Genomic DNA, 15695 nt, shown 5'->3' on the forward strand with positions numbered 1-15695 from the left:
ATCCGAATGGGGCAACCCGGCTGGGTTCATACCCAGTCACCGTATACTGAATCCATAGGTATACGGAGGGAACCGCCTGAACTGAAACATCTAAGTAGGGCGAGGAAGAGAAATCAACCGAGATTCCGCAAGTAGTGGCGAGCGAACGCGGAAGAGGCCAAACCAGAGGTAGCAATACTTCTGGGGTTTGGACGGCAATATGTATGGTGGAGTCTAGTGGAATGGTCTGGGAAGGCCAACCAGAGAGGGTGAGAGTCCCGTAGACGAAAGACAAAATCAGCTAGCCGTATCCAGAGTACCGCCGGACACGTGAAACCCGGTGGGAAGACGGGGGGACCACCCTCCAAGCCTAAATACTACCTGGTGACCGATAGTGTATAGTACTGTGAAGGAAAGGTGAAAAGCACCCCGGGAGGGGAGTGAAATAGAACCTGAAACCCTGTGCTTACAAGCACTGAGAGCCCGTCAATGGGTGATCAGGTACCTTTTGTAGAATGGTCCGGCGAGTGAGTGTAACTAGCAAGGTTAAGGACTTCAGGTCTGGAGCCGCAGCGAGAGCGAGTCTGAATAGGGCGCATGAAGTTAGTTGCATTCGACCCGAAACCGGGTGACCTACGCATGATCAGGGTGAAGTGGAGGTAAAACTCCATGGAGGCCCGAACGCACGTCCGTTGAAAAGGCCGGCGATGAATTGTGTGTAGCGGAGAAATTCCAATCGAACCCGGAGATAGCTGGTTCTCCTCGAAATAGCTTTAGGGCTAGCCTCATATTGAGATTACTGGAGGTAAAGCACTGAATGGGCTAGGGGCCGAGAGGTTACTGAACCCTATCAAACTAAGAATGCCAGATAATCATATATGGGAGTCAGACAGTGTGAGATAAGTTTCATTGTCAAAAGGGAAAGAGCCCAGACCCACAGCTAAGGTCCCAAAATTGGTTTAAGTGGAAAAGGATGTGGGGTTGCGTAGACAACTAGGATGTTGGCTTAGAAGCAGCCACTCATTAAAAGAGTGCGTAATAGCTCACTAGTCGAGTGACCCTGCGCCGAAAATTTAACGGGGCTAAAATCAATACCGAAGCTTGGGATTGATACATTAGTATCAGTGGTAGAGGAGCGTTGTGTAAGGGGTGAAGTCAGAGCGGAAGCGCTGGTGGACTTTACACAAGAGAGAATGCCGGAATGAGTAGCGAGAAATATGTGAGAATCATATTGGCCGAAAGCCTAAGGTTTCTGGAGGAAGGTTCGTCCGCTCCAGGTTAGCCGGGAGCTAAGGTGAGGCCGAAAGGCGTAGCCGATGCACATACGGTGGATATTCCGTAGCCGCCAAAAGATTTAAATATGGGGACACTCTTGAAGTTCATGACCCGGGCGATGGTTGCCCCGGGCGTAAGGGACCGAAATTAAGTAGGGAAGCATGGATGGATGGAGGCGAGAAAAGCCATATGGATATCTTAGGCGCCCGTACCGCAAACCGACACAGGTAGGCAGGAAGAGGATTCTAAGGCCAACGGGAGAAAGGTTGTTAAGGAACTCGGCAAATTGACCCCGTAACTTAGGGATAAGGGGTGCCCGTGTAACAGCGGGCCGCAGAGAATAGGCCCAGGCGACTGTTTAGCAAAAACACAGGTCTCTGCCAAATCGAAAGATGAAGTATAGGGGCTGACACCTGCCCGGTGCTGGAAGGTTAAGAGGAGGAGTGCAAGCTCTGAATTGAAGCCCCAGTAAACGGCGGCCGTAACTATAACGGTCCTAAGGTAGCGAAATTCCTTGTCGGGTAAGTTCCGACCCGCACGAATGGTGTAACGATCTGGGCGCTGTCTCAACAACCTGCCCGGCGAAATTGTAGTACCGGTGAAGATGCCGGTTACCTGCGACAAGACGGGAAGACCCCATGGAGCTTCACTGTAGCCTGATATTGGGTTTCGGTATTTTATGTACAGGATAGGCGGGAGGCTTGGAAACCAGGGCGCCAGCTCTGGCGGAGCCAACCTTGGGATACCGCTCTTAAAGTGCTGGAATTCTAACCTGCGGCCGTGAATCCGGCCGGGGGACATTGTCAGGTGGGCAGTTTGACTGGGGCGGTCGCCTCCAAAAGAGTAACGGAGGCGCTCAAAGGTTCGCTCAGCACGGATGGAAACCGTGCCCCTGAGTGTAAACGCATAAGCGAGCCTAACTGCGAGGCTGACGGGCCGAGCAGTAACGAAAGTTGGAGTTAGTGATCCGGCGGTATGTGAGTGGAAATGCCGTCGCTCAACGGATAAAAGCTACCCTGGGGATAACAGGCTGATCTCCCCCAAGAGTCCACATCGACGGGGAGGTTTGGCACCTCGATGTCGGCTCATCACATCCTGGGGCTGAATTCGGTCCCAAGGGTTCGGCTGTTCGCCGATTAAAGTGGTACGCGAGCTGGGTTCAGAACGTCGTGAGACAGTTCGGTCCCTATCTGTCGTGGGCGCAGGATATTTGAAGAGCTCTGTCCTTAGTACGAGAGGACCGGGATGGACGAACCTCTGGTGCACCAGTTGTCACGCCAGTGGCACAGCTGGGCAGCTATGTTCGGATCGGATAAACGCTGAAAGCATCTAAGCGTGAAGCCGGCTCTAAGATAAGATATCCCACAGCATAAGCTGGTAAGGACCCTTGAAGACTACAAGGTTGATAGGCTGCATGTGTAAGCGTGGTAACACGTTCAGCTTGGCAGTACTAATCGTCCGAGGGCTTGACCTACCAAATGCACCCTTGATCTCCTCTCTGTTTCCCCCCTTTGTTCAGTTTTTAGGGTATAGTTACGCACCATTAGCTCAGTTGGTAGAGCACCTGACTCTTAATCAGGGTGTCCCGGGTTCGAGTCCCTGATGGTGCACCAAGAGTGGTAAGAGGTCAGGGAACTGGCCTCTTAACTAACCCGACAGATAAATGTGGCCCGTTGGTCAAGTGGCCTAAGACTCCGGCCTCTCACGCCGGCAACACGAGTTCGAATCTCGTACGGGTCACCATTCTTTTTTAAATCAGCGCAATTAGTTGGTGTATATGACGATGAGGGTCCACCCGTTCCCATCCCGAACACGGTAGTTAAGCTCATCGGTGACGACAATACTTGGCTGGTGACGGCCTGGAAAGATAGTTCTATGCCAACATTGTATATTCCTCAATAGCTCAGTTGGTAGAGCATGCGGCTGTTAACCGCAGGGTCGTTGGTTCGAGTCCAACTTGAGGAGCCAAAAAGGATCTCAGAAGTTTCTGGGATCCTTTTTCTTTGTACAAAAGGCCATGTAAGCAAATTGCTTTACATGGCCTTTTGTGATTTTTTATTTCATGATTAGCTATAGAATATTTTCCAATGAGGGGACTTCGCTGTTCCAGATTTCTGTTAAGGCAATTGTACAAGAGGTACAGTCATCCAAGAAATCATCTATTTGATCCTGTTGTAAGTGAGGAATCATACTTTCAATACTGAATACAATATGATCCATCTGATCATGCCGTATCATGATGGAAAGTAAGACATCGCTTTTTTTCCATTGACGGCTGAGTTCCTGAGAAATTTCAATTGCTTTTTGGATCTCTCCATTTAAAGCAGCATCCTGAGCCTGACCAATTGTATCGGTGAGGGTATCGGTTTGTCGATGGACGACGGCGATACCAATTCCTCCGAGGATAGAGATAATCAGAAGGAGGGCTACAGCAGTCCAAATGCGCTTCATGCTTTTGGCTCCTTTAGGATAATTTGATGATTGCGGGATTTATCGGCGGTCATGAGGAAAACATCGCTAGGCTGTATTTTTTGTTTACGCAGTACGGAATCCAACCATCGCTCGTCTAACCCGCATACAGCCAATGCAGATTTGTGTACCAATCCGTCGCTGATAATCAACATAGGGAGTCCGTCGCCTGACGCTGGAACTTTGAGCATTCCCGCAGTGGCAGGCATCTGATCGGGTTTGGGGAGAATGCTCAACTTGCCGTTTGTCTCCACAATGGCGTATTCCACATCCTCAATGCGGAAAATATTCATCTGTCGCAAATCCTCCATAAGGTCCTCTATGGTAAAACGGACTCGTTTCATTTGTCTCTGAAGGATTTTTCCCTCCCGGATGATAATGACCGGTTTGCCGCTGATCAAGGAACGAACCTTATCGCTTTTGAGCATCAAGGCGGAAAGAATGAGTTCTACAGCGACCAGGGTAAAAATAGGGATCAAACCGCTGATCAGGGGGATACCGTTTTCCTGCATGGGCACTGCTGCGATGTCCGAGATCAAGAGGGTAACCACTAGTTCGGAGGGCTGTAATTCTCCGATTTGCCGTTTTCCCATCAATCGAAGCCCTAACACAACAAATATGTAGAGCAGGATGGTACGGATAAAATAAATAAACATACTGCATCACCCGCTTTTAGTATGACGCAGAGGAAAAAAGTTTATACCATCGGCCTCAAAAAAGGCAAAACACAGGGAGGCTAGGAATATTTTAGCAGGGAAAAGAGCATACCAATACCAATTCACACAACGGGAGGCAAAGGGTATGTTTCAATGGATTCGGTCTAAAATCCGAGCCTTTCTCAGCCAGGGACAGATATCCCAGGATCAGCCGGAACCCCCGGTTATTGACCAGTCTCTTTTGGAGAATCTAGTTTATTTGCGGGGACAATTCAAGAATACGCTGGAACTTGTGGTACGTGAAATGGAGATCGGCGGACATAAAGCGGCGTTTGTCATGCTGGAAGGGCAGGTCAACAAACAGGTGCTAGCGCAAGCGGTGGTCAATCCGCTGACCGAGGAGATGCCGGAAATTGACGACGTCGATAAGCTGGAACAGTTTATCACCGAGAGCATGATGGGGACGGTAGATCAACTACAGGTTTCCAACATGAAGGACGTTATGAAGCTGTTGATGTCGGGCTTCGCGCTTTTCTTTTTGGACGGCATCGATCATGCCACTGCGTTTGGCCTTCAGGGATTTGCCACGCGGTCCATTTCAGAGCCGGGCAGCGAGATGTCGTTGCGGGGATCCCAAGAGAGTTTTGTAGAGGCACTGCGAGTCAACGTGTCCATGATCCGCAGACGGATCAAAAGTCCCACATTGAAATTTGAAGTCATGAATCTGGGGACGCATACGCAAACCGAAGTGTGTATGTGTTACGTGGAAGATAAGGTATCGCCGCAACTTCTGCGGGAGGTGCGCAGCAAACTGCAAAAGGTGAAGTTGGATTCCGTATTGGCCGACGGCTATTTGACGCCTTTTTTAGAGGACAAACCTCTCTCCCTTTTTTCCGAGATCGGATACACCGAACGTCCCGATACCCTCTGTGGGAAAATACTGGAGGGACGTATCGGTGTCTTAGTGGATGGTACGCCCTTTGTCATCTTGATACCGTACCTGTTTGTGGAACATTTCCAGAGCATGGACGATTATGCCCAGCGGCCGTATTATACCACCGTCATGCGATGGCTCAAGTATGCGGCGTTTTTCCTGGCTATTCTCCTGCCGGGCATCTATGTGGCAGTGGGAAGCTTTCACCAGGAACTTCTTCCCCCAAATCTGCTGTTTGAATTGGCAAAGGCCGAGGCATCCACACCGCTGCCCCTGATGTGGGAGGCGCTGATGGTGCATATGGTATTTGAAATCATCCGGGAAGCCGGTCTGCGTCTGCCCAAGGCGGTGGGACAAACCATCGGCATCGTGGGAGCCATCATCATCGGCGACGCGGCTGTCTCAGCCGGACTCATCGGCGCGCCGATGGTTATTGTAGTCAGCTTGACGGCCATCACCTCCTTTGTCATTCCCAGCCTGTACGAACCCATCTCCATCCTGCGGTTAATTTTTGTCATTGTGGGCGGTACATTGGGACTGTACGGCGTACTGCTGGTGACCGCTATGGTGTTGTGCAATATCTGCGCCAAGAACACCTTCCAGGTGCCCTATACGGCACCCATCTCCCCCTTCCGCTTGCGCGACATGAAGGACGTCGTCATCCGGATTGGATGGAAACACATGGGAGGACAAAACGCCCTGGTACAAAATATGCCGGGGGCCAAGGTGGAACCATCCAAACACAATCCCTGACATCCCGAGGAAGGAGGCATTTATGAACCGGTATAAAATCAGTGTCAGCCAATTGTTTTTTATGTTGTTCGTCAGCCGACTGGTATTGTCTTTGACCTATCTTGTGGGAAGCAACGAACGGGTCATGGGCAGCGATTATTTATTTGTCGTGCTATTCCAGATCGTGATCAATTTCATTTTAGTCATCCCGGTGTTCTTGATGATGCGGCAGTATCCGGGACAGAACGTCATTGAAGCGTCCCAGACGGCATGGGGAAAAGGCGGTATCGTCGTCGCGGTGGTGTATGGGCTGTTCTTTTTGATGGAATGTATCCAAAGCGTGGGGGACTTCGGATTTTTTGCCTCCACCACCATGACGTCCAATTTATCCTCATTTTGGTTTTCGGTTCTCATCCTGGTGGCAGCGGCTTATGCGGCCACATTGGGATTGGAAGCTCTGGCCAGGACGTCGGCCATTTTGGCGGTCATCATCTTTTTGTCGGTGATATACGTCATCGTATCGGTGACGCCGGCAATCGATCCGTTGTCGATGCGCCCCTTTTTTGAGGCCAAGACAAGCCAATTTGCCAAAGGCATTTTTCAAAGCATCTCCCAGAATCCGGAACTGGTCTTTTTGCTCATGTTGATCCCCTTTGCCAAAGGGAAGGCCAAAAAAGGGTTTGCAATATGGAATATCGTTACGGTAGCGAGTATCCTGTCCATCGATACCATTGGACGGCTGGTGCTGGGAAACGCCTATTATACCACCACCTTCCCGTTTTACACCACCGCCACCGTTACCGCCACGGGGATGGCCCAGCGTTCCGACGCGCTTACCGCCGCCATCTGGGCGGGAGGGGCCTTTGTCAAAGCGGCACTGATGCTGACACTTCTGGCGCTGTCATTGGAACGGGTTTTCCATGGCAAATACCGCAAGACCATCATCTGGGGAGGAGCGGTTCTGGTGGCGGTCGTCAGCCCGTGGTTCAGCCAGAATCTACAGGACTTGATGGAAGCCGGCATGTATCCCATTGAATCGGGCATTGTACTGGCATTGTGCGGGGTCATTCCGCTTGCTTTATGGGCGGTGGCACGGCATCGGGCAAAAGGGGGACGAAAAGTATGCGAAAGTTCGTGAGAGTGTGGATAGCCGGAGTACTACTGTGTACCATGCTGTTTTGTACTTCCTGTGGGAGTTCGCCCATCGCCAAGACGCTGTTTGTACAGGCGGTGGGGGTGGACCAAAAAGATGAGGGATATACAGTGGCAGTCCAGGCATTTGATCCAAGCCAGGGAGGCGGCGGGGAGGAAGGGGCCAATGTCTCCACCACGTTTATTGAAGCCGAAGGCGAGACGGTGCTCAGCAGTTTCAACAATATGACCCGGCAGGTGGGGCGGCGTCCCTTTTACGCGCAAAACAGAGTGGTGATTCTGGGAGAAGACCTGTCCCAATCCGGCATCTTGAGCGTGATGGACGTCTTCAGCCGAAGCAAGGATTCCCGGCCCATGATCGATATCTTTGTCGCCCGCGGACAAGCGGTGGAAGCGGTAAGCAATACCATGGAAGACAGCGTCAATCCCGCGGAGAAGATGCAGCTTTTGGTGGAAGGCGGACAGTCCAACGGCGCCATGCCCAGGACACAGATATTGGATGTCCAAAAAGCCCTTTTGGATCCCTACACCGACCTTCTTCTGCCGGCGGTACGTCTGGAGGAGCCCAAGGAGAAAGGAGGGAGCCAGACCATGGTGATGGACAGCACAGCCCTTTTCCAAGACGATAAACTGGTGGATTATCTGGACATGGAAGAGACGCGGGGGGTACTGTGGATCAAAGGACAGGTCAAAGACGGACTTGTCTCCTTTTCGTTGGAGGACTTGGGGAATGTGGCCCTTGCAGTGGAGGAGACATCGTCTAAAGTCGAAGCCGAGGGGACAGAGGACGGGCCGGTATTTTCCATCACCGTGACGGCCAAAGCAAACATCCAGGAGATCAATCTGGACAGTACCTTTCGTTTGGCCGACGACCAGATTGAAAAATTAGAAGACGGGTTTGCTGAGAAGGTCTCCGGACAAATGGAACTCGCTGTCAATAAGGTACTTCGGGAAAAGAAGTGCGACGTCTTTCAATTCGCACGGCTGCTCATGCACGAGGGCACCGATTATTGGCAGACCATCCAAGACAATTGGCGGGAAGAACTGAGCAAAGCCGAAGTGAATATCACCGTCGGCTGCGAGATCGAACGCATGGGGAAACTCTCTAACATCCAGGAAGAAGATCAGTACAATTGACCGGATCTCAGCGTGAAAAGAAAAAAGACGAGCCTGGAACGCAAATTACGTCCAGGCTCAGCCCGGTGCGTCATCCGGAGGATCACGGATGACGCACTATTTTTTTATGCGCATTGGAGTATTAAAAAAGCACGCCGTCCGGAGGGGGACGGGAAGGTGAAAAGGGGAAACTAAGCCAAACGAGCCACGGGGTTCTGAAGACCAAGCAGACGGTTGAGCTGAGGAAGGGATTCCACAGCCGCCTCATAGCCGCGCTGGATGCATTGAGGGATGCTGCTGAGATCCAAGAGGGAGACGTCCTCGATGCCGGGGTGAATGAGAACAGCAGTTTGTCCCCGCAGGTTGCACTTGGTGATCTCGTAGGACATAATATTGACGGTCTGGGCAGCGATCTCAAAGGCGTTGTCGATGGCGCACTGGCATTGGCCGGCGTACCCTAGATTAACGCCGATCTTGTGGGAAGCGCCCAATCCGTTGAGCACTTCCATAGGAAGGTTATCCTTGATGCCGCCGTCGCACAGCATGTGGTTCTCGAAACAGACGGGGCGGAAAATGGCGGGGAAAGCGATGCTGGCCCGGGCGGCCAGCCAGGGGCTGACGCTGTCCACGTAACGGATATCGTGATTTTTAGGGAAACGGGCGGCATCCGATACGAACATCACCGTGCGGGAGGTGTAGATGTCCACCGACGGCATGGCCAGTGGAATACGGGATTTCCGCATGATGGAGAACCCTTTCGCCTCGCAGAGGGAACGGATGGTTTCGGTGATTTTATCCCCTTTGATGAACCCGGTAAGACGAAAGGGCTTGCCAAAGACCTGACGGACAGGGGCGCGGACGATGCCGCAGTAATCCGGGTCGATGATGCGGGGGCTGTGTCCGTCGCACCCGCTGAAGCGCCGGAAGATCTTGCCGATCTGATCGGGGGTGTACCCGGCGGCGTACAGGGTAGCCACCAAACTGCCTGAACTGGTGCCGGAGATCCAGCCGATTTCAAAACCGGCTTCCTCCAGAGCCTTCAGGACGCCGATGTGCGCTGCGCCGCGGACGCCCCCGCCCGATAAGGCGATCCCAATTTTCATAGTCATCCTCCTTTTCACAGTTTATCGTATGAGGGAAGGAGGAAAAAGGTGAAGGAAATTGTCGCAGCGGAAAGCTTTTAAGGGAGATCGGTGGACAATGCGCCCAAATTGATGAGTTTCAGGGCTTTTTTACGTGCGTATTGGTAAGTTTTTGCGGCCCCGCCCCAGGGATGGTCGACGTAACAGAGGGCCAAGGAAGCGTGGTCCACCAGATACTGGTTCCTCTTTGGGATGGCGGATGAAAAGGAAGCTTGTCCCAGCATCACCGGATAGAGGATCTCATCAAAATAGGACGGCTCCTGGATGGAAAAGGGTACATACGGGACGATAAGGATGTTTTTCAGATGGGGGTAACGGGTTTTTAGGGAGGAGACGCACCGTGCGCAGAGCCAGTCGAACTGTCCCATGCCGCCGGACAGGAAATGGGTGTACCCCTCGTGTATTCGTTTTTCAATTACCAGAAGGAGCTGATGTTCCGTTAAGCCGGGACAGGCTCTGTGGCCGATAAAGACTACCGTTTTATTTTTCATTTATATCACCTTAGTATTCCGATTTCAAAATTTAGTACACGAAAAAGTTTTTGAATACAAAACCATAATGTTATAGAATTTCCAAATACAAAACTCAAGTCTAATATACTATCTCTAATAGAAAACTTCTCGCAAGGAGGTTTAAGAGATGTTTGACTTTGGGTTACGAATCCAGGAGTTGCGTCAGCAACACAATATGTCGCAGGAACAGTTGGGACGCAGGGTCAACCGAAGCAAATCCGTTATCAGCAGCTACGAAAACAATGTAAAAATTCCACCACTGGATGTTTTAACACAGATGGCAATCGTATTTCATGTGTCTCTGGATTATCTCGTCGGCATCGACAAACAAGATATGGTTTCCATTGATGGGCTGAGTCATCAACAGAAGAAGATTATCCACTCAATTTTAATAGAATTCGAGGATCAATCCCGTAGACCGGATGGTTTGTCAGATCGGCAACAAGAAATCCTAAATCTTCTAATGAAAGAATTTGCCAAACAAAATAGTCTGGGCCGGTGATCTAAGTTCATCCTTATCAGTTAAAATAAAAACTTCTCCTTATATGAAATAAACTGTATTAGATTGTCGATAGCAATGTTAGGGGATGCAATTTTAAGCTGGAAATATAGGGTATAACTTGCCAAGAAAACCATAAACTATCATCATGGAGAGAGAGTTTATGCAATATTTTGGTATCAAATTAAAACAACTACGCCATGCAAGAGACTTGACACAACAGCAAGTTGCAGATTATGTGGGTGTCACACGTGCTACGATTGGAGCCTACGAGACAGGTGCGCAGTACCCTTCGGTCGAATCGTTAATTAAATTGACAGTTCTTCTGCATACTTCAGCAGATTATTTGCTAGGCATAACAGATGAACAACAGAGATTTGATATTTCAAGACTTACGGATGAACAAGCATCGGTAATTTTGCAATTGATCGACCAGTTCCATTTTTTAAATAGCCAAATGAAACGCTAAAGGTGTCGTTGTTGCTGGACAATGACACTTTTTTACATTTATATAGTAGCACCATAGGATACAAATTTCAACATAGAGAACCTCTTATTGAGAGGAGACAGAGGAATATTTGACTTTGGGCTATGAATTCAGGAGTAACTCCTAAGTCGGTGATTAAAATGTACAAAAGAATTCGTGATTTGCGTGAAGATCACGATCTCAGTCAAGAGCAGTTGGCGGAGTATTTACACATCAGCCAGTCTACCTATTCCCGTTATGAAAGTGGATACCTGGATATCCCCAGTGCAGTTTTGATTGCATTGTCTCAATTTTATAAGGTGTCTGTGGATTATCTGCTGGGGCTGACCGACTAAAAGAGGTTGTCGATAGCGGTCTTTTATGTTAGAATAAAGGTGGTGTAACTTTGGATGAAAGACATATAGAAGAAAATGATATTGTGGTTCAGGAATTCTGTGATTTTATCCGAAATCGCATCACTGAATTGCGTATGAAAAAGAATGTTTCAGAAAATCGTATGTCCTTAGAACTTGGCAATGGCAGGAGTTATATTAATAGTATTGTCTCAGGTAGGGCTTTGCCAGGAATGGAGCAATTCTTACAGATTTGTACCTATCTGGATGTTACGCCGGAAGAATTTTTCAATCCGAATCTGCACGACCCGTCGCTGATTAAAGAGACCTCGGGCATGATGGGGGAATTGGATCGGGAGGAACTCCTTGGGATTCAGGAGATCATCCGGTTGCTTTTAAAACATAAGGACTAGGGGGGGAGAACAATGGATCCTGAATTGAAAGAGTTATTGTCACAGCTCATCGGCCGGTTTGATAAGATGGAGAACCGGATGGATTCCCTCGAGCAAACCGTCGCCCAGACGAACAGCCGACTGGACGCTCTGGAGGAAAACACCACTCAGATGAACAATCGCCTGAGTACCCTCGAGCAGACCGTTACAAGGATTGATCTCCGGCTGGAAAATGAGATAGGGCCTACCGTACAGTTGCTCTTGGAGAATCAGGCGGCCAATCATACCAAGCTGGATAAGCTGCCGCCGATGGAAGAAAAGCTGGACGACGTCCATTCCCGTGTACAAGTCATTGAGGACGTTGTCACCGATCACAGCCAAACCATCAAAGCATTTAAACAGGCGAAATAAGGAAAAAACGTCCCCCATCCCAAGAAAAAACGTTTGGGATGGGGGTTTGTTATGCCGGAATCGATTTGCTTTCTTTGCCGATTTCAGGTAAAATAGAAGGTATTAAGGAATTAGGAGAAATAAAATAATGGATGATATGTTGGAATGGATCAAGTTAAGAAAAGCCGTTTTAGAACGGGAATTCAAGAGGATGAACAAGATGCAGCGTCAAGCGGTGTTTTCCACCGAAGGACCGCTGCTTATTTTAGCTGGTGCCGGCAGCGGGAAGACGACAGTGTTGGTCAACCGTATCTCAAATCTGATCAAATATGGTTCGGCCTACCACTCGGATGAGACGCCGGCAGGCATCACCGAACGGCAGATGGAACAGCTTCGTCTTGCCGCCAAAGGAAAGCTGAGTTCGGAGGAGATGGCGGAACTTGTACCGCTATTGGCCGTCAATCCACCCAAGCCCTGGCAGATTCTGGCCATCACCTTCACCAATAAAGCGGCCAAGGAACTCACGGACCGTCTGGACTCCATGTTGGGATCGGATATGGGCAAGGATGTGTGGGCATCCACCTTCCACGCCACCTGTGCCCGTATGCTGCGTCGAAACGCCGATCGGATGGGGTATACCTCTCATTTTACCATCCGGGATACCGATGATACCCGCCGCCTCATGAAGGAATGTTATAAGACCCTTGACATTGACGATAAAGTTTTGCCCATCCGCAGTACCTTGTCGGAGATCAGCCGTGCCAAGGATCAATTGGCCAGCCCCGGTATGTACCTGATTCAGGCCGAGGGGGATGGCCGGAAAAAGAAGATCGCCCAAGCCTATGCTCTTTACCAGAAACGTCTTCAAGAGGCCGACGCCATGGACTTTGATGATCTGCTGATGCAGACGGTCATCATGCTGGAACAAAACGAAGATGTGCTGGAATATTATCAGAATCGTTTTCATTATATTATGGTGGATGAGTACCAGGACACCAATATGGCCCAGTATCGCTTTATCCGTCTGTTGGCGGAGGGAAGGCGCAACCTTTGCGTGGTGGGCGACGACGATCAAAGTATTTATAAGTTCCGCGGCGCTACCATTGAGAATATCCTGAGTTTTGAAAAGCAGTATCCGGATGCGCAGGTCATCCGCCTGGAGGAGAATTACCGGTCCACCCAGTGCATCCTGGATGCGGCCAACGCCGTGATCCAGAACAACAGCGAGCGCAAGGGGAAGAAACTCTGGACCCGCAACGGCCAAGGGGATAAAATTGATCTCTACGACGCTGATAATGAGATGGAAGAGGCGAAATTCATCGCCGACAAAATTCTTGACGACGTCAGCGCCGGACGCAAATACGCCGACCATGCTGTGCTCTACCGTCTCAATGCCCAGGCCAGCGCTTTGGAACGGGCATTGGTCAAGTCGGGCGTGCCCTATCGGATCCTGGCGGGCCTGCGCTTTTACGAGCACAAGGAGATCAAGGACGTCATCGCTTATTTGAGCGTCATCAACAATCCCAATGACGACCTGCGCCTGCGCCGCATCATCAACGAGCCCAAACGTCAGATCGGCGACGCTACCGTGGGAACGGCTTCCCAGATCGCGGAGGGGCTGGGCCTCTCCTTGTATGAGGTGGTAAAGACCGCCGATCAATACGAGCCGTTGATGCGTTCGGCCCCCCGCTTGATGGCTTTCGCCGCCATGATGGAGGATCTATCGGCCGCGGCTGAGACTTTGAGCCTCCATGAGCTGTACGAGCGGGTACTGGATCAGACCGGGTACATGCGCATGCTGGAGGGCCAAGGACAAGAGGCCATCTCCCGCATTGAGAACCTCAATGAATTCTCGTCTACTATTTTAAGCTATGAACAGGAAAATGAGGATGCGTCCTTAGCAGGCTTTTTGGAGGAAATATCCCTGATGACCGATGTGGACAATTACGACCAGTCGGCCGATGCGGTGGTACTCATGACCCTCCACTCGGCCAAGGGATTGGAATTCCCGGTGGTATTCATCCCCGGCATGGAAGAAGGCGTCTTCCCGGGCAGCCAATCCATCTATTCCCCGGATCTGGTGGAGGAGGAACGGCGGTTGTGTTACGTCGGCATCACCCGTGCCAGGGAGAAGCTGATCCTCAGCCGTTGCCGCAGCCGGATGCTGTACGGTTCCACCACCCGCAGCAAGGGATCCCGGTTTGTGGAGGAGATCCCGGAACAATATTTAGATGTACTGCGCCCGCGCAAGCCGGTGCAGGAATGGACCAAAAAGCCCAATGAAAAAATGCTGCACCGGCAGGTCACCACGGCGGCGGCTCACAAGGTGGGTACCGGCGGAGGTACGGCCAGTAAACCTTCGGCATCCTTCCAGCCAGGGGATCAGGTGTCCCATAAGACCTTCGGCACCGGTATGGTGGTAGGGGTCACGCCCATGGGAAACGATACCCTGCTTGAAATCGCCTTTGACAAAGTGGGAACCAAGAAGCTGATGGCCAACTTTGCAAGGTTAAAGAAGGCGTAAGGGGACGAGGGGAGCCAGTCCGGATGCAGAGGATTTCCCCCGATTCGGCATAAAAATGTAGCCGAATTCGGGGAGTGTCATAGAATGTTAGTGAAGTTTGAGATTGCCGCCGATGGACGGCGCAACCGTCAGACACTTCAAAAATCACTACAGGAGGCTTTTTTTCTATGACTGAACATAACCTGCAACCGGCAGAGGTTGCAAACGGCTGCTTTAAAGAGGCCGTATGCATCGACGCAGGCCGAATTTACGATTCCTGCGGCGACAAAGATTGTCTGGAAGACCTTCGGGTGTACTTTACCGAGTGCAACCAGCGGGTCATCGATCAGGCCATCAACGTCCGCAGCCGCAGCGCCGAAGTGATCTCGGTGTTTTTGGATGTGGAAGCGGTGCCGTTTAACCGGGGTTTCTACTCGGTGGATATGACATTCTTCTTTGAGGTCACGGTGGACGTCTATTCGGCCCCCAATTCCTGCCCCTGCACCATCTCAGGTCTCGCCATGTTTGACAAAAAGGTCATTCTTTACGGCAGCGAAGGTTCGGTTAAGATCTTCTCGTCCGACTACTGCGACGACGAAAACGATTATCAGAACCGTCCTACCCGCAACCTGCCCAAAGCCGTATGCCAGGTGGCCGATCCCATCGTGCTGTCGGCCCGTCTGTGCGAGCCCTGTGATTGCCGTCCCGACCCCTGCTGCTGTATCCCCAACAACATTTGCAGCCGTTTCGGCGGCGATTTGGGCGGTTGCACTCCCGGCAAGATCTTGTACATCACACTGGGTATCTTCACTATCGTCCAACTGGAGCGCAACGTTCAGATGCTCATCCCGGTGTACGATTTCTGTGTACCCAGCAAAGAATGTGTTTCTTCCAGCGACAATCCCTGTGAACTGTTCCGCCGCATCCAGTTCCCCACCGACCAGTTCTTCCCGCCCAGAGCGGAAGATCTCAACTGCGACGATAAACCGCCTTATCCCCGCGGCGGATGCTGCTAATCAGATTAGAGACAGGATTTCAAGGCCTTCCCTCCGGGGGAGGCCTTTTTCTGTGGACGGCATGGTTTGACAGTGTTATCCTTGGTCCGGTATACTAATGAATAGTTTT

Annotated in this window: 14 protein-coding genes, 3 tRNA genes and 2 rRNA genes (1 of these 19 only partly in view); 15 read left to right on the forward strand and 4 right to left on the reverse strand. The window is 50.9% G+C overall.

Annotated elements, in window-relative coordinates:
- The 5 genes from C12CBH8_RS03145 to C12CBH8_RS03165 form a co-directional block, all read left to right on the forward strand.
- Positions 1-2728 (forward strand): 23S ribosomal RNA (locus tag C12CBH8_RS03145) (it extends 111 nt beyond the left edge of the window).
- Between the two features lie 63 nt (positions 2729-2791).
- Positions 2792-2867 (forward strand) — tRNA-Lys (locus C12CBH8_RS03150).
- A gap of 54 nt (positions 2868-2921) precedes the next feature.
- Positions 2922-2997, forward strand: a tRNA-Glu gene (locus C12CBH8_RS03155).
- A gap of 24 nt (positions 2998-3021) precedes the next feature.
- Positions 3022-3138 (forward strand): 5S ribosomal RNA (gene rrf, locus C12CBH8_RS03160).
- A gap of 8 nt (positions 3139-3146) precedes the next feature.
- Positions 3147-3222 (forward strand) — tRNA-Asn (locus tag C12CBH8_RS03165).
- 102 nt (positions 3223-3324) lie between these two features.
- Here C12CBH8_RS03165 and C12CBH8_RS03170 read toward each other — a convergent pair.
- Together C12CBH8_RS03170 and C12CBH8_RS03175 are read right to left on the reverse strand one after the other, a co-directional pair.
- Positions 3325-3705, reverse strand: coding sequence for a DUF4363 family protein (locus C12CBH8_RS03170; RefSeq protein WP_090266441.1), 381 nt, complete (start codon positions 3703-3705; stop codon positions 3325-3327).
- Complete coding sequence (locus tag C12CBH8_RS03175) at positions 3702-4379, reverse strand: DUF421 domain-containing protein (protein WP_090266443.1); 678 nt, start codon at positions 4377-4379, stop codon at positions 3702-3704. Before C12CBH8_RS03175 ends, C12CBH8_RS03170 begins: the two co-directional genes overlap by 4 nt.
- Positions 4380-4524: 145 nt before the next feature.
- Here C12CBH8_RS03175 and C12CBH8_RS03180 point away from each other — a divergent pair, with 145 nt between their 5' ends.
- From C12CBH8_RS03180 to C12CBH8_RS03190, 3 genes are read left to right on the forward strand one after another with little or no spacing between them, the layout of a single operon-like run.
- Entirely contained in the window at positions 4525-6066 is a 1542-nt protein-coding gene (locus C12CBH8_RS03180; protein WP_215533521.1) for a spore germination protein, read from the forward strand.
- A 22-nt stretch (positions 6067-6088) separates the two neighbouring features.
- Complete coding sequence (locus tag C12CBH8_RS03185) at positions 6089-7183, forward strand: GerAB/ArcD/ProY family transporter (RefSeq protein WP_215533522.1); 1095 nt, start codon at positions 6089-6091, stop codon at positions 7181-7183.
- Positions 7168-8334: a Ger(x)C family spore germination protein gene (locus C12CBH8_RS03190; RefSeq protein ID WP_215533523.1), complete on the forward strand. Its 1167-nt coding sequence runs from the start codon at positions 7168-7170 to the stop codon at positions 8332-8334. Before C12CBH8_RS03185 ends, C12CBH8_RS03190 begins: the two co-directional genes overlap by 16 nt.
- Before the next feature lie 170 nt (positions 8335-8504).
- Here the strand turns inward: C12CBH8_RS03190 and C12CBH8_RS03195 are convergent, their stop codons facing one another.
- Positions 8505-9416 (reverse strand): patatin-like phospholipase family protein, encoded by a 912-nt coding sequence (locus C12CBH8_RS03195; RefSeq protein WP_171846406.1) that lies wholly within the window; start codon positions 9414-9416, stop codon positions 8505-8507.
- A 77-nt stretch (positions 9417-9493) separates the two neighbouring features.
- The gene (locus C12CBH8_RS03200; protein ID WP_215533524.1) at positions 9494-9946 is read right to left on the reverse strand and encodes an LOG family protein; all 453 of its coding nucleotides are present in this window, start codon (positions 9944-9946) and stop codon (positions 9494-9496) included.
- 148 nt (positions 9947-10094) lie between these two features.
- Here C12CBH8_RS03200 and C12CBH8_RS03205 point away from each other — a divergent pair, with 148 nt between their 5' ends.
- From C12CBH8_RS03205 to C12CBH8_RS03235, 7 genes are all read left to right on the forward strand, one after another.
- On the forward strand, positions 10095-10469 hold the full coding sequence (locus C12CBH8_RS03205) for a helix-turn-helix domain-containing protein (RefSeq protein WP_090266455.1): 375 nt from the start codon (positions 10095-10097) through the stop codon (positions 10467-10469).
- 160 nt (positions 10470-10629) lie between these two features.
- Positions 10630-10935 carry a helix-turn-helix domain-containing protein gene (locus tag C12CBH8_RS03210; protein WP_159461291.1) on the forward strand — a complete coding sequence of 102 codons (306 nt, stop codon included), beginning with the start codon at positions 10630-10632 and terminating at the stop codon, positions 10933-10935.
- Between the two features lie 158 nt (positions 10936-11093).
- Entirely contained in the window at positions 11094-11288 is a 195-nt protein-coding gene (locus C12CBH8_RS03215; protein ID WP_090266460.1) for a helix-turn-helix domain-containing protein, read from the forward strand.
- Between the two features lie 50 nt (positions 11289-11338).
- Positions 11339-11698: a helix-turn-helix transcriptional regulator gene (locus C12CBH8_RS03220; RefSeq protein WP_281389207.1), complete on the forward strand. Its 360-nt coding sequence runs from the start codon at positions 11339-11341 to the stop codon at positions 11696-11698.
- A gap of 12 nt (positions 11699-11710) precedes the next feature.
- Positions 11711-12088, forward strand: coding sequence for a hypothetical protein (locus C12CBH8_RS03225; RefSeq protein WP_090266463.1), 378 nt, complete (start codon positions 11711-11713; stop codon positions 12086-12088).
- A gap of 127 nt (positions 12089-12215) precedes the next feature.
- On the forward strand, positions 12216-14591 hold the full coding sequence (locus tag C12CBH8_RS03230) for an ATP-dependent helicase (protein WP_215533525.1): 2376 nt from the start codon (positions 12216-12218) through the stop codon (positions 14589-14591).
- 167 nt (positions 14592-14758) lie between these two features.
- Positions 14759-15586, forward strand: a complete 828-nt coding sequence (locus C12CBH8_RS03235) for a hypothetical protein (RefSeq protein ID WP_171846407.1) — start codon at positions 14759-14761, stop codon at positions 15584-15586.
- The last annotated feature ends 109 nt before the right edge of the window (positions 15587-15695 follow it).

It is taken from the genome of Solibaculum mannosilyticum (assembly GCF_015140235.1).
Lineage (GTDB): Bacteria > Bacillota > Clostridia > Oscillospirales > Acutalibacteraceae > Solibaculum > Solibaculum mannosilyticum.

Coding starts and splice junctions, on each gene's coding strand:
- C12CBH8_RS03170 (WP_090266441.1), bottom strand. CDS start 3,705: ATGAAGCGCATTTGGACTGCTGTAGCCCTCCTTCTGATTATCTCTATC.
- C12CBH8_RS03175 (WP_090266443.1), bottom strand. CDS start 4,379: ATGTTTATTTATTTTATCCGTACCATCCTGCTCTACATATTTGTTGTG.
- C12CBH8_RS03180 (WP_215533521.1), top strand. CDS start 4,525: ATGTTTCAATGGATTCGGTCTAAAATCCGAGCCTTTCTCAGCCAGGGA.
- C12CBH8_RS03185 (WP_215533522.1), top strand. CDS start 6,089: ATGAACCGGTATAAAATCAGTGTCAGCCAATTGTTTTTTATGTTGTTC.
- C12CBH8_RS03190 (WP_215533523.1), top strand. CDS start 7,168: ATGCGAAAGTTCGTGAGAGTGTGGATAGCCGGAGTACTACTGTGTACC.
- C12CBH8_RS03195 (WP_171846406.1), bottom strand. CDS start 9,416: ATGAAAATTGGGATCGCCTTATCGGGCGGGGGCGTCCGCGGCGCAGCG.
- C12CBH8_RS03200 (WP_215533524.1), bottom strand. CDS start 9,946: ATGAAAAATAAAACGGTAGTCTTTATCGGCCACAGAGCCTGTCCCGGC.
- C12CBH8_RS03205 (WP_090266455.1), top strand. CDS start 10,095: ATGTTTGACTTTGGGTTACGAATCCAGGAGTTGCGTCAGCAACACAAT.
- C12CBH8_RS03210 (WP_159461291.1), top strand. CDS start 10,630: ATGCAATATTTTGGTATCAAATTAAAACAACTACGCCATGCAAGAGAC.
- C12CBH8_RS03215 (WP_090266460.1), top strand. CDS start 11,094: ATGTACAAAAGAATTCGTGATTTGCGTGAAGATCACGATCTCAGTCAA.
- C12CBH8_RS03225 (WP_090266463.1), top strand. CDS start 11,711: ATGGATCCTGAATTGAAAGAGTTATTGTCACAGCTCATCGGCCGGTTT.
- C12CBH8_RS03230 (WP_215533525.1), top strand. CDS start 12,216: ATGGATGATATGTTGGAATGGATCAAGTTAAGAAAAGCCGTTTTAGAA.
- C12CBH8_RS03235 (WP_171846407.1), top strand. CDS start 14,759: ATGACTGAACATAACCTGCAACCGGCAGAGGTTGCAAACGGCTGCTTT.